Consider the following 14,081-nt stretch of genomic DNA (forward strand, 5'->3'; position numbering starts at 1 on the left):
CCATGTTCGAGTACGCACCCGCGCCGGAGTCGCGGGACATCGTCGACCTCAAGCCGTCGTATGGCCTGTTCATCAACGGCGAGTGGGTCGAGCCCCTCGGTGAGGGCCGCGAGAAGACGGTCAACCCGGCCAGCGAGGAGGTGCTCGCCGAGGTCGCCGTGGCGAGCGAGGCCGACGTCGACCGGGCGGTCCAGGCCGCGCGCAAGGCGTTCACCGTGTGGTCGGCGATGCCCGGATCCGAGCGGGCCAAATACCTGTTCCGGATCGCCCGGATCATCCAGGAGCGCTCGCGCGAGCTGGCCGTGCTGGAGTCCCTGGACAACGGCAAGCCCATCCGCGAGTCCCGCGACGTTGATCTCCCCCTGGTGGCGGCGCACTTCTTCTACTACGCGGGCTGGGCCGACAAGCTCGGATACGCCGGATACGGCGCCGACCCGCGTCCGCTCGGCGTGGCCGGTCAGGTCATCCCCTGGAACTTCCCGCTGCTCATGCTCGCATGGAAGATCGCCCCCGCGCTGGCGTGTGGAAACACGGTCGTCCTCAAGCCGGCCGAGACCACCCCGCTGACCGCGCTGGCCTTCGCGGAGATCTGCCGGCAGGTCGACCTGCCGCCCGGCGTCGTGAACATCGTGACCGGCGCGGGTGAGACCGGCGCGGCCCTGGTCAACCACCCCGACGTCAACAAGGTCGCCTTCACCGGCTCCACCGAGGTCGGCCGTCAGATCGCCCGGTCGGTCGCCGGATCGGGCAAGAAGGTCACCCTGGAGCTCGGCGGCAAGGCCGCCAACATCGTCTTCGAGGACGCCGCGCTCGACCAGGCCGTCGAGGGCATCGTCAACGGGATCTTCTTCAACCAGGGCCATGTCTGCTGCGCGGGCTCCCGGCTCCTGGTCCAGGAGTCGATCGCGACGGAACTGCTGGAGGCGCTGAAGCGGCGGCTCGGCACGCTCCGCCTGGGCGACCCCCTGGACAAGAACACCGACATCGGTGCGATCAACTCCGCCGCCCAGCTCGCCAGGATCCGGGAGCTGTCGGACGCCGGCGAGCCCGAGGGCGCCGAGCGGTGGTCGCCGGCGTGCTTGTTGCCGGACAAGGGCTTCTGGTTCCCGCCGACCATCTTCACCGGGGTCGCCCAGTCGCACCGCATCGCCCGCGAGGAGGTCTTCGGTCCGGTCCTGTCCGTGCTGACGTTCCGTACGCCGGCCGAGGCGGTGGAGAAGGCCAACAACACCCCGTTCGGCCTGTCGGCGGGCGTGTGGACGGAGAAGGGCTCGCGCATCCTGTGGGTGGCGAGCAAGCTCCGCGCCGGCGTCGTGTGGGCCAACACCTTCAACAAGTTCGACCCCACCTCCCCGTTCGGCGGTTACAAGGAGTCCGGGTACGGGCGCGAGGGTGGACGCCACGGTCTGGAGGCGTATCTCGATGTGTGATCCCCGGAAAGCTTACGTACCAGAAGAACGCGAGAAGGCGATGCGGCAATGAGTGAGCGCGTGGTCGTGCGCAAGACGTACAAGCTGTTCATCGGTGGCGCGTTTCCGCGATCCGAGAGCGGAAGGTCATATGTCGTGAGCTCCTCGAAGGGTAAGTTCCTGGCTAACGCGTCCAAAGCCTCCCGTAAGGACGCCAGGGAGGCGGTGGCCGCCGCGCGGAAGGCCTTCCCCGGCTGGTCGTCCGCGACCGCGTACAACCGCGGTCAGATCCTCTATCGCGTCGCGGAGATGCTGGAGGGGCGCCGGAGCCAGTTCGTGACCGAGCTCGTCGACGCCGACGGCGTCGGCGTGCGCAGGGCCGGTGAGCTGGTGGACGCGGCCGTGGACCGGCTCGTGTGGTACGCGGGCTGGTCGGACAAGATCGGCGCGATCCGTGGATCGGCCAACCCGGTGGCCGGGCCGTACTTCAACCTGTCCAGCACCGAGCCCACCGGCGTGGTCGCCGTGGTGGCCCCCGAGGCCGGCCCGCTGCTCGGACTGGTCAGCGTGATCGCTCCGGTGATCGTCACGGGCAACACGTGCGTGGTGGTCGCGTCGGAACGGGCGCCGCTGCCGTCGATCACGCTGGCCGAGGTGCTGGCCACGTCGGACCTGCCCGGTGGTGTGGTCAACATCCTCACCGGCTCGGCCGCGGAGATCGCGCCATGGCTGGCGGGCCACATGGACGTCAACGCCATCGACCTCACCGGCGCGGAGCCCGAATTGGCCGTCTCCTGTGAGCAGGACGCCGCCGAGAACCTCAAACGCGTCCTACGCCCCGCCTCCGGGAAAGCCGACTGGATCACCGACCCGGGCACCGGCCGGATGACGGCGTTCCTGGAGACCAAGACGGTTTGGCATCCGATCGGGATCTGAACCCGGCGCATCCCCTATCCCGTCCACGGCTGTGCGCCGCGACCTCAGTTGGCAATGCCTGAAACAGCTTGAAATAGGAGGACCGAGATGAAACCGAAAGGCGTCCTCGTCGTCGGGAGCATCACCGCGGATGTCACAGCGTTCAGCCGCCGACTGCCCCGCCGGGGAGAGACGATTCTCGGCGACGACGTCACTTTGGTCCTGGGCGGGAAGGGCGCGAACCAGGCGGTCGCCGCCGCCCGTGGGGGAGCGCCCACCTGGCTGGTCGGCTGCGTCGGCAAGGACCCGTTCAGCGAGATCGTGCTGGCGGGGCTGCACTCCTACGGGGTGGCTTCGACGGAGATTCGCACCGTCGACAACCGTACGGGCGTCGCACACATCAGAGTCGACGCGTCGGGCGAGAACGACATCGTCATCACACCCCTCGCCAACTCCGACCTGAGCATCGACATGGTCGACGAGAGCATCCGTGCCGTCCGTGACAGGGCGAGCGTGCTCCTCCTCCAACTTGAGATCCGCACCGAGGTCGCCTGTCACGCCGCGGAGGCGGGCGCGCACGCCGGCCTGACAGTCGTGCTCGACCCGGCGCCCGCGCAATCGCTGCCTGACCGCGTCTGGCCGTACATCGCCGTTGTCACCCCCAACGAGAGCGAGGCCACAGCTCTGACCGGCGTGGAGGTCGTCGACCTCGAATCCGCCGAGCGGGCCGCGGCCTGGTTTCTCGATCGGGGTGTACGGCATGCGCTCATCACGCTTGGCGCGGCCGGCGCTCTCTCGGTCACCCCGGAGCAGAAACGGCACTTCCCCGCCTACCCCGTCAATCCGGTGGACACCACCGCCGCGGGTGACGCCTTCACCGGCTCCCTGGGCGCAGCCCTCGCCGGCGGCCTTGACACCGCCACGGCCATCCGTCGGGGGATGGCCGCCGGGGCCCTGGCGACCACCCGGCCCGGCGCCAGCCCGTCACTTCCCGACCGGGAAGCGGTGGACGAACTGATCAACCTGCACGCCATCGTGGGAGGAGCCGCCCAATGAGGAGCGACAACGGAACCTCAATCGCCGGCCGGCTCGCGTGATCTCTGAAAATGGCATCTTTCATCATTTTTATTGATCAAACACCCATTAAAAACCTCTAAATAAATGATCAATGCTGTGGTCGGATCCGACCAGGTGCCGATTGATCGGGTAGTGGGGGTTCTAGGGGCGTGCCCGAAGGTGGAGCATGTCCGCGAGAACGCGAGCCACAGGCGCTGGACCTTCCCGCTCCCTGAGGATCGGATGGCGTACGCAACGCGGCGGCATTGTTCACACCTACGTGGAATGGAACCACCCCATGACCATGGCGAGCACCTTCTGGCCGAACAGGGCACGACTGGCCGTCACGGTCACTCTTCAGTTCGAGGCGGGAGGGCAGCCGATCAGCGGCGCACCGGGCCCTATCGCCGAGCCGATCCTGCCCGGATTTCCGGACCTCGGGCAGAACAGTTTTTATGAATACGGCGCCCGCGAGGGGATACCTCGCCTTCTGGATCTTTTCGACAAGCACGGCATCAAGGTAAGCGCCTACATGGTCGGCGACGCGGTCCGTCGCCACCCGGATCTCGCCGCAGAAATCGTGCGGCGCGGGCATGAGGCCGGCGCGCACGGGCAGAGCTGGCAGCGCCAGTACCAGCTGGATCGCCCCCAGGAGACGGCGTGGATCGCGAGCAACGTGCGATCCATCGAGGAAGCCACGGGCACCCGCCCCAGTGGCTACACCAATTACTGGATTCGCCCCGGGGTCAACACCCTGGAAATCCTGCAGGAGTTGGGATTCCGGTATCACATCGACGATCTGTCCGCTGATGAGCCGTTCCTGCAGACCATCAACGGAAGGCCGTTCGTCACCGTTCCGTATACGGTGCATCTGAACGACATCGTCAGTTTCGACTTCTCCAACTTCAATCCGGCCGCGTACGAGCAGCAACTCATCGACGAGTTCGATCAGCTCTATGAGGAAGGGGCTCACAAGCGCCGAATGATGGTCGTCGCTCTCCACGATCGTCTATCCGGCCACGCCTCCCGGGTCCGTGTGCTCGACCGTGTTCTCACCAGGCTGCGCGAACACGATGACGTGTGGTGGGCGCGTAAGGATCAGATCGCCGACTGGATTCTCGCTCATCCCGAGACCGTCACCTGGGTCAGCCGCGACCCCGCTCCCATCAGTGGCCTGCCCGGATCCAGCGCTTAAAAGCTTTAACAGGGTGAACTGCATCGCGTATGCGTTGTTCGTTGTATGAGGAAGGGCGAAAAGCTGCCCTGGATCGTCTCGGAGAATAGGGAAGCAGACGAGGCGGCGAGCCGTCCGATGGTCTGCGGTGCCTGTTTCTTTTTCGGTGGCCGTGCGTGTCCACCTCCCCGATCTTCGACCAAGGTCCGCACCCTTGCCGACCAAGCCAAGGGCTTGTGTCCAGAAGTCGAGCCTTGCCAAGGGAGGGGCGGACAGGTTCGCTGGTGGTATGCCTTCTACGATCACTGCGGTACGGCATGGCCAGAGCGAGTCCAACGCGGCCTTCGACGAGGCCAAGCGCAGCGGCGTGAGCATCGCCCTGGATCGTCCGGACGGGGGCGTGTCGCTGAGCCCGCTCGGCCGGGAGCAGGCCACGCGGCTGGGACGACGTCTGGCGGCGGAGGACCCGCCCGACCTCGTCCTGAGCTCGCCGTACCTGCGGGCCGTGCAGACCTGGGAGCTCGTCGCCGCCGAGCTGGACACGTCTCCCGAGGTCCGGCTGGACGCCCGGCTCAGAGACCACGACATGGGGCAGTGGTCGGGAATGAACCTGGCGGCGATCCGGGACAGGTTTCCCGGGGAGGCCGAGAACCTGAGGTCGCGGTTGCTCGCCGGATGGCGCCCGCCCGGCGGCGAGAGTCTTCCCGACGTCGCGGACCGGCTGCGCGAGGTGCTGCAGGAGCTACGCGCCGAGCATGCCGGACGCCGGGTGCTGATCGTCGCGCACGACTCAGTGGTGCTGATGCTCAAGCAGGTGATCGAGGATATTCCGACGGACGCCCTGGCGGAGCTCCTCCCGGTCCGCAACGCCTCCGTCTCGATATGGAGGGGCTCCGAGGCCGAGGTCTTCAACGACGTCGGGCACCTGCGGGAGACCTCGTTCTAGCCAAGGTCTCCAACGACGCGGGGCACCTGTAGACCGAGGCCTTCAATGCCGGTGGACGCCCGCGGAGGTGTCGCCGGGGGACCTTCAACGGCCGCCGGGCACCCGCCGGAGGGCACTGCTTCGATCGAGGTGCTCAACGCCGTTGAACACCTGCGGAGGACATGATTTCAGGCGGATTCTGGCCGCTCCATTGACGATTGAGCCTTACTGAGGTCTGCTGCGCCTAGTCGTTTGTAGATCCTCATGGGCATGAGGTTCGTGGAAGGAGCCGCATGCGTCTGCGCATGGTGATGGCGAGCCTCGTTCTGGTCGTGGCATCGATGACGGTCGTACCCGCGTGGGCCGTCCCGGAGCCCGGGGCGATTCCCGGCGCCGGCTCCGAGACCGCTGCCGCGGGACCCGGGCTCACCTCCGTCTCCGCCGGTCCCGCTCCCGGGTCCGCCGGATCGGCCGTACCGGCCGTCGCCGGGTGCGATCCGATCGCCGGTACGGAGTGCCTGCTGCCGTTCCCCAACGACTGGTTCACCACGAACGCCCGCACCCCGACCGGGCTACGGGTCAACCTCTCCGCCGAGGCCATGCCCCGCAACACGGCGGGCACCCCGATCAACCCGGCGCAGTGGAACACGGCCGACGGCTTCTCCCCGGGCTCGATGCTGCTGGCCCATGTGCCCGGCATCGACCTCGCCAAGACCGGCGCCGCGCCCGTCACCGACGTCGGATGGTCCCTGAGACGCGACGCCCCCATCGTGATCGTCGATACCAGGACCGGGGAGCGCTGGCCGTACTGGACCGAACTCGACGCGGGCGCCACCGACCCCGCCCGGCGGATGCTGATCATCAGGCCCGCGAAGAACTTCCTCGAGGGTCACCGCTACGCCGTCGCCCTGCGACGGCTGAAGAACGCCGCGGGTGAGGACCTCCCGGTTCCGGAGGGTTTCGCCGCGCTCCTCGACGGCGGGCCCCCCGCCGGAGACCTCCTCGTCCGGCGGCAGCGCGAGCTCCGGCAGACGCTCGGCGACCTCGCCCGCGCCGGGGTCAACGCGGAGGGGCTCCACCTGGCGTGGGACTTCACCGTCGCCAGCGAGCAGGGCATCGCCGGCCCGGTGCTGGCGATGCGCGACCAGGCGCTGAGCGCCCTGCGCGGCCGCTCACCGCGCTTCACGGTCACCACCGTCACCGACCTCACCCCCGAGCAGGATCCCAACGTGGCCCGCGAGGTCGCCGGTGAGATCACGGTCCCCAACTTCCTCGACAGGCCGGGTGGCCCGCCCGGCTCGAACCTCAACCGGGGACCCGGCGGACTGCCGCGGCCCCTCGGCGACAGCCTGAAGGCGCAGTATCTGTGCGAGATCCCGCGTTCGGCGTTCGAACGGCCCGCGCAGCCTTCCCTGTACGGCCACGGCCTGCTCGGGAAGGCCACCGAGGTGCGCGCCCGCAACGTGCGGGCGATGGCGGGGGAGCACGGCTTCATGTTCTGCGCCACCAAGTGGATCGGGATGGCCGATGAGGACGTCTCGAACGTGGCGAGCGTGTTCGGAGATTTCTCCAGGTTCGGTACGGTGACCGACCGGCTCCAGCAGAGCCTGCTCAACTTCGTCCTCCTCGGCCGGGCGATGATCACCAGGGACGGCTTCGCGGGCCACAAGGCCTTCCAGGACAAGCGGGGCAGATCGCTGATCGACCGGCGGGCCGAGCTCGCCTACGACGGCAACAGCCAGGGCGGCATCGCGGGCGGCGCGCTGGTCGCCGTCTCGCCCGACGTGCGCAACGCCGTGCTCGGCGTGACGGGCATGAACTACAGCACGCTGCTCAACCGCAGCGTGGACTTCGAGCCGTTCCAGCAGCTCATGAACGACTCCTATCCCGACAGGCAGATCCAGCAGATCTGCTTCGCGCTGATCCAGATGCTCTGGGACCGGGCCGAGACGAACGGCTACGCCCAGCACCTGACCGACGATCCGCTGCCCGGCTCGCCCCGCCACCGCGTGCTGCTGCACGTCGCCTTCGGCGACCATCAGGTCTCCACGGTGACGGCCGAGGTCGAGGCCCGTACGGTGGGCGCGCGCATCCACCAGCCGGTCGTGGCCGGCGGGCGCAATCCCGACGTCGAGCCGTACTGGGGGTTGAGGGCGCTTCCCCGCGGTCCGTACTCCGGCTCGGCCCTGGTCGTCTGGGACAGCGGCACCCCCGCGCCCCCGGTGGTCAACCTTCCGCCGTCCGGCCCGCAGTACGGCCGCGACCCGCACGAGGACCCCAGGAACAATCCCGCGGCCCGCGTGCAGAAGGCGTATTTCCTCCGGGACGGCCTGGTGATCGACGTCTGCGGCGACACCTTCTGCCTGGCCGCCCCGGCGGAACGGCTCTAGCGTTCTGTCCCTTTTTGGGCGGCGAGATCAGATGTCCTATCGGTGCCCGGCGGGTCGCGGTGGACCCGGCAGCGATGGGCGGGCCGCCCCGGCCGCTGGACGAAGGAATCCAGGAGGTGCACACCTACGAGGTGCGCGTACCGACCGAGCTCCAGCTGAGCTACGTGCACGGCACCTGTGACACGACGTACGGCTCCCGCGTCCACGAGACGCCCGAAGCGGTGGTCGTGGACGTCGACGTCCGGGACGACGACGTGGAGATCTGCAATGCGATGGGGAAGATCGACCGGATCGGCGTCACGCTGCGCGAGCCCCTGGGCCGCCGGGTGGTGCTGGACTCCAGCAGCGGAGTGCCCCTGCTGCCGCAGAGCGACGTCCACCTGGTCGAGTTCCAGAACTACGACCCGCGCCACTCCTGACCGGGGGTCTTCTCCCGAAGGTGTCCCCAGACCGTCGCGGTTGTTCCGTGAGCCGGCGTGTCTGTCGGCGAACGTCCCGGCGGCGACGCATGAGGCCCGCCCCGCCATGGAGGCGGGACGGGCCGGTGATGGTTCAGGCCGCTACGGGGTGGCCTTGTCGGGACGCTCGGAGATGCGGATGGAGCTGACGATGGTGTCGCCGACCCGCTCGGCGAACCGTACGTTGAGCTGGCCGTCGGTGACCTTCACCGTGTACTGCCGGTTGACGGCGGTGTACGCGCCGGCCTCCAGAGCCAGGTCCAGCGCGGGAATCGCGAGCTGGCCCTCGACGATGACGTCGAAGACGCGCTGGCCCTCACGCTTGCCCCGGGTCTCGGCGAAGCCCAGCTCGACGGTGTAGGTGCCGTTGGGCACCTGGTCGAACCGGTACTCCAGCATCGACTCGCGGACACTCTTGAACAGTGCCTGCTCGGTGGTGCCCGCGACCGTCTTGCTCGCGGTGTTCGTCTTGGTGCCGGTGCCCACGTAGCCGTGGCCGCCCGCGCTGTACTTCCGGTCGGCGGTCCAGCGGTCACCGGCGGCGTCGACGACGTCCTTGGTGCCGCCCACCTCGACGGCGACCCGGTGCTTGGGCACCACGACCGTCACGATGATCTCGATCTGCGGGTTGCGGCCGCTCGCCGAACGCACCAGCAGCTTGCCGGTGCGGACGGTGCCCGGCTGGAGACCCGCGCTGGAGGCGGTGATCTTCAACGTCACCGACCTGCCCGAGCCGAGGTCGCCACCGGTGGGTGTCACACTCAGCCAGGTCTGGGCGGGATCGTTCACGACGGTGTAGGTCGTGGCGCCGCCGAGGTTGGACAGTTCGACCGTGCCGCTCCTGGTGGACGCGGCCGGCATCACCAGGGTCAGCTCGCCGACCGAGGCCGCCACCCGGCCGGTGGTCAGGGCGGTGTCCACCCGGACCGAGGCTCCGGCGACGACGGTGACGTCCTGGGTGAAGGTTCCGTAGTTCTCCTTGGAGACCTCGACCCTGTAGTCGCCCGCGAGGACCTGCCCGATGAACGTGCCGTTCTCCCCGGTGGTGAAGGTGGCCAGGTCGCCCACCTTCACCGTCGCGCCCGCCAGCGGCTTGCCGTCGTTGGCGTCGGTGACGGTGCCGGTCAGCAGTCCGTGCCGGCTCGCGGTGAAGGTCAGGCTCTGACCGTTCTTGAGCGCGGCGCTGTCGGAGGAGTACTGCAGCGCGTCGGTGCCGCCCGGGCTCTCGATGCCCACCGTGGTGCTCGTACCGGAGGCGCGTTCGCTGTCGATGCCGCGATAGCGGAACCCGATCGAGCCGTCCTCGCCGAGCAGGGCCGAGAACGAGATGCGCAGGCTGGAGTCGGAGTAGAACCGGGCGTTGCGCCATTCGATGACGAAGGTGCGCTTCGGCGCGGTCCCGAGGGTGGCGGTGTAGACCCCGGCCTGGTCGTCCAGCACCAGGTCTTCCCAGTAGGGGTAGATCGCCGCGTTGGGCGCGGCGGTGGAGGGCAGGGGTCCGTTGGCCGCCGAGGTGCTGCTGGCGGCGAAGTTCAGGAACCCGTTGCTGCTGATCCAGCCCGCGGTCTGGCTCGTGCCGTAGAAGGGGAAGGTGAACGGCAGCGTGATCGGCTGGGCCACGTCGTCGCCGGTGATCGGCTGCTTGTCGGTGCCCGCGACGTACGCCTCGGCGGCGCTGGTGCAGGTGTAGCCGAAGGTGTCGCTGCGGCGCGGCAGGTCGATGGCCTTGGTCAGGTCGCCGCTCACCGTGATCGGCACGGTGAGGCCGCCCGCGCATCGGGAGACCGGGGTGACCCTCAGCTCGTAGTCACCGTTGGGCAGCGTGAGCTGGTAGCGGCCCGCGGCGTCGGTGACCGTGCTGACCGGGGTGCCCACCGCGACGACGGCCGCGCCCGCCTCGGGTGCGCCCGCGGCGGTGACCGTTCCCGACACCGTGCCCGAGGGCTTCAGGGTCAGGGACACGTCCTCGGTGACCGTCTGGTCGACCACGACGGTGACCGTCGCGGTGGCGTCGTCGTATCCGAACTTCTTGACGGTGATCTGGTAGTCGCCGACCATCAGGCGCGGCAGCGTGTACGTCCCGTCCTGCGCGGTGGTGACCGTACGGCTCAGCGGCCCGGTGACGGTGAGGGTCGCCGCGGACACCGGCGAGCCGCCCGCGGTGACGGTGCCCTTCAGCGCGCCGAGATCCCCGACGGGAGCGGACTGGACCGCCGCGAACGCGTCGAGCCGGCCCTCGCCCCAGATGTTGTTGTCCGCCGCGGTGCCACCGCAGCGTGTGTCGTTGACGTCGATCGAGGTCTGGTCGAGGAGCTCCCTCGTGGCGGTGATGTCGCCCTGCAGGGCGGGAGAGGCCGACCACATCAGCGCCACGGTGGCCGCCATGTGGGGGGAGGCCATCGAGGTGCCGTTGAAGGAGTCGTAACCGCCGGGAATGGACGAGCGCACGTTGACGCCGGGCGCCGCGAGGTTGGGCTTGATCTCGCCGTTCTCACCGGAGCCGCGGGTGGAGAAGGTCGCGATCGTGTTGTTGATGTCGAAGGCGCCGGCGCTGTAGCTGGAGAGGTACTGCCCGGGGGAGCCGCTGGAGTTGCATCCCGCGCCCGTGACGTTGCCGTTGGCGAAGGCGGGGAAGATTCCCGCCGCGACCCACGCCTCGACGGTCTCCTTGTACCAGGGGTCGAACCCGGCGCCGCCCCAGGAGTTGTTGACGATGTCCGGCGCCAGGTCGGGGCGCGGGTTCTGGCCGTTCAGGTCGGTGGGCGCGAGCACCCACTGCCCGGCGGCGAGCAGCGAGGCGTCGGAGCAGGTGTTGGACTCGCAGCCCTTGGCGGCGATCCACTTCGCGCCGGGCGCGACGCCGATGGCGTTGGCGCCGCCGTCGTCGCCCACCATGGTGCCCATGGTGTGGGTGCCGTGGTCGTTGTTGTCACACGGCGCGGCGCTCGGGCACACCCCGGCCGGGTCGAACCAGTTGTAGTTGTGGTCGACGCTGCCGTCGGCCTTCTTACCGCGATACTGGGCGGCCAGCGCGGGGTGGTCGAACTGCACGCCGCTGTCGATGTTGGCCACGACGATGCCCTCACCGCGGGTGCCGAGCTCGTTCCAGACCTTCGGGGCGTTGACGCGGTCGATGTTCCACTCGATCGCGCTGATCTTCGCTTCCACCTTGCCCGGCAGCGGGTCGGGCAACTTGGTGACGCGGCTGGGATCGATTCGCTCCACCTCGGGCAGCTTCGCGATCTCCGCGGCCAGCTTGGCGTTCCCGGTCACCTGGACGGCGTTGGCGATCCAGAACGAGGTGAAGTCGACATGCTGGGCGGTGAGAAGTTTGCGCAGGCCCGCCTGTGAGGACGTGGCGAGCTCGGTCTTGGCCCGGAAGACCTGCTTGGCCTTCTCGGTCTTGGTCGTCGCCCTGCGGGCCGCGCTGAGGTCGGCGCCGTTCTTCAGACGTACCCAGAAGGTGGCCTTGTCGCCGTTGGCCAGCTCCGTCAGAACGGTCTGGTGGATTTTGTCGGGATCGGGCGCGGCCTGGGCGACGCCCTGGGGAAGCGCGAGCGCGAGGGCGGCGACGGTCCCGATCAGGGCCGCTCGCCAGTTCCGGAAGGTGTTGGACACACGATCTCCTTCACGCCGGGCGGGGGGTCCCGCCGGGGAAAGCGAAGTGGGATGCGCATGATCTTTGCAACCCACGTGGAGAATCGTGAATCGATCTTGTCAATTTTTCAAGCTTTTAGGCCGTTAAAGAATTATATTTCGCCAGAATTAACACATACGGGCTGCTCTCCAGGTGGGGGCGAGGCCCCGCGACGCCTCGAACGCGCACGGGTCAAGGGCGAACCTCCGCTTTCCGATGGGATACGACAAAACCTCTGTGCCGACCGGCGGCACGGGTGTGGCCGGTGGGCCCGGTATGTGCTGGTATCGAATCAGGGGCACATCAGCGCCCGCCCAAGGGAGGCCGCGGAACGGTCGACCGACCCCACGACCTTGCCGCGCCCGGGAGGGACGTCATCGTGAGTATCCCTTTGCCTGCCTCGTTCGCCCATCGCGTGATCGACGCCGACGGCGTGCGGATCAACACCCACGTCTCCGGCGACGGCCCGCCGGTGCTGCTGCTGCACGGCTACCCGCAGACCCATCTCATCTGGCACCACGTGGCGCCCGTGCTCGCCCGCAAGCACACCGTGGTCCTCACCGACCTCCGAGGTTACGGAGACAGCGGCAAACCTCCCTCCACGCCGGATCACAGCGCCTACTCCAAGCGGGCGATGGCCTACGACCAGCTGCTCGTCATGCGCGAACTCGGCTTCGACCGCTTCGCGGTGGTGGGTCACGACCGCGGAGGCCGGGTCGGGCACCGCCTCGCCCTGGATCACCCGCGGGCGGTCACCGGGCTGGCGGTCCTGGACATCGTGCCCACCCGCCACGTGTTCCAGCACGCCGACGCCGCGTTCGGGCTCGGCTACTACCACTGGTTCTTCCTCGCCGCGGGCGGCGGCATCCCCGAGCACCTGATCGGCGGCGACCCGGAGTTCTGGGTCCGTTCCCGGATGCAGGCCCGCCACAACGGCGGAACCCCGTTCGACCCGGCGGCCCTGGACGAGTATGTCCGCTGTTTCTCCGATCCGGCGGCCATCCACGCCTCCTGCGAGGACTACCGGGCCGCCGCGAGCATCGATCTGCGTCACGACGACGCCGACGCGGACGCGGGCTGGCGTGTGAGCTGCCCGGTCCTGGCCCTGTGGGGCGCCGACAGTTTTGTCGGCCGCACCTATGACGTCCTCGACGTCTGGCGCCGGTACGCGACCGACGTGCGCGGCCATGCGCTGCCCTGCGATCACTACGTGCCCGAGGAGGCGCCCGAGACGACGGCGAAACTCCTCGGCTCGTTCCTCTCCCGGGCCGCGGTGGCCCGGTAGCGATCGGGCGCCGGATCCCAGCCATGGCGGCGTGGCGGCGGCCGGGCGCCGGGTCCCGGCCGTGACATCCCGGTGGAGGTCACGTGCCGGATTCCGGGTACGGCGGCGCGAGAGCGGACGCGCTTTTACCCGCACGTCTCACCGTAAATGGATTTTTACCCGACACATGTAAATATCGCTGGTAAATGGGCAGATTGTTAAAGTCAGCGAGAGAAGCGGCGCCCCCTGCCCGAGGTGACCGAGCCCTATCGGATTCCGACGAACTCGCCCGGGATCGCGGCGCCGTCGAGGAGGAGATCGGCATGGGCGCGAGTGCCGTCGGCGGTGAACCACGCGTCCTCGGCGCGCATCCAGTCCCGCCAGCGCGGCGCGAGAGAGGCGCCGTCCCTGGCCAGGACGCGGGCCAGCCGGAGCTCCCTGGCAGCCTCCACCCAGACGGCGAAGGCGACGGGGGCGGTGCGACGGGCGGTGCTCACCCCTTCGAGGAGAAGGACCGGCGCGACGGGCACGTCCACCCAGTCCTCGAACGTGCCGCGGACCCAGTCGTAGCGCTGGTAGCGTCCCGGTCCGCCGGTCGCCAGCGGGCCGAGCACCTGGTCCTCCACCCGTCCGAACCACGCCGCCGGAGGCTCGTCCCACGGCACGGGGAAGTCGTCGCTGTGGATCACCTGAGCGCCCAGTTCCCGCGCCAGCCGTCCGGCGAAGGTGGTCTTGCCCGATCCGGCGGGGCCGTCCACCGCGACGACCCGGGTGGGCCCGCACGACGGCGGCAGCTTTCTGATCTTTCCGGCCAGTTCCGTGAAGGAGATCGCGACTGCCATTTTCCCATGAT

The 14,081-nt window shown here is 68.8% G+C and carries 10 protein-coding genes; 8 read left to right on the top strand and 2 right to left on the bottom strand.

From position 1 onward, the window contains the following. The first annotated feature begins 2 nt into the window (after positions 1-2). The 7 genes from CHC08_RS07590 (at position 3) to CHC08_RS07620 (ending at position 8,288) form a co-directional block, all read left to right on the top strand. Complete coding sequence (locus CHC08_RS07590; RefSeq protein ID WP_089206459.1) at positions 3-1,430, top strand: aldehyde dehydrogenase family protein; 1,428 nt, start codon at positions 3-5, stop codon at positions 1,428-1,430. Between the two features lie 48 nt (positions 1,431-1,478). After that, on the top strand, positions 1,479-2,345 hold the full coding sequence (locus CHC08_RS07595) for an aldehyde dehydrogenase family protein (RefSeq protein ID WP_089206460.1): 867 nt from the start codon (positions 1,479-1,481) through the stop codon (positions 2,343-2,345). Between the two features lie 87 nt (positions 2,346-2,432). Continuing rightward, a complete protein-coding gene (locus CHC08_RS07600) occupies positions 2,433-3,380 on the top strand; it encodes a ribokinase (protein WP_089206461.1) in 948 nt (315 codons plus the stop codon). Between the two features lie 298 nt (positions 3,381-3,678). After that, a complete protein-coding gene (locus CHC08_RS07605; protein WP_089206462.1) occupies positions 3,679-4,575 on the top strand; it encodes a polysaccharide deacetylase family protein in 897 nt (298 codons plus the stop codon). Between the two features lie 268 nt (positions 4,576-4,843). Next, positions 4,844-5,500 carry a histidine phosphatase family protein gene (locus CHC08_RS07610; protein WP_089206463.1) on the top strand — a complete coding sequence of 219 codons (657 nt, stop codon included), beginning with the start codon at positions 4,844-4,846 and terminating at the stop codon, positions 5,498-5,500. 272 nt (positions 5,501-5,772) lie between these two features. Next, entirely contained in the window at positions 5,773-7,869 is a 2,097-nt protein-coding gene (locus CHC08_RS07615; protein WP_089206464.1) for a hypothetical protein, read from the top strand. Positions 7,870-7,928: 59 nt separating this feature from the next. Then, positions 7,929-8,288 (top strand): hypothetical protein, encoded by a 360-nt coding sequence (locus tag CHC08_RS07620; RefSeq protein WP_143653135.1) that lies wholly within the window; start codon positions 7,929-7,931, stop codon positions 8,286-8,288. A gap of 141 nt (positions 8,289-8,429) precedes the next feature. Here the strand turns inward: CHC08_RS07620 and CHC08_RS07625 are convergent, their stop codons facing one another. Further along, positions 8,430-11,945, bottom strand: coding sequence for a S8 family serine peptidase (locus CHC08_RS07625; protein WP_089206466.1), 3,516 nt, complete (start codon positions 11,943-11,945; stop codon positions 8,430-8,432). A 398-nt stretch (positions 11,946-12,343) separates the two neighbouring features. Here CHC08_RS07625 and CHC08_RS07630 point away from each other — a divergent pair, with 398 nt between their 5' ends. Continuing rightward, positions 12,344-13,249, top strand: a complete 906-nt coding sequence (locus CHC08_RS07630; RefSeq protein ID WP_089206467.1) for an alpha/beta fold hydrolase — start codon at positions 12,344-12,346, stop codon at positions 13,247-13,249. A 245-nt stretch (positions 13,250-13,494) separates the two neighbouring features. On the opposite strand, the gene CHC08_RS07635 is transcribed toward CHC08_RS07630, so the two are convergent. After that, positions 13,495-14,070 (bottom strand): uridine kinase family protein, encoded by a 576-nt coding sequence (locus CHC08_RS07635; RefSeq protein ID WP_089206468.1) that lies wholly within the window; start codon positions 14,068-14,070, stop codon positions 13,495-13,497. Positions 14,071-14,081: the final 11 nt, after the last annotated feature.

It is taken from the genome of Streptosporangium subroseum, from assembly GCF_900188345.1.
GTDB lineage: Bacteria > Actinomycetota > Actinomycetes > Streptosporangiales > Streptosporangiaceae > Streptosporangium > Streptosporangium subroseum.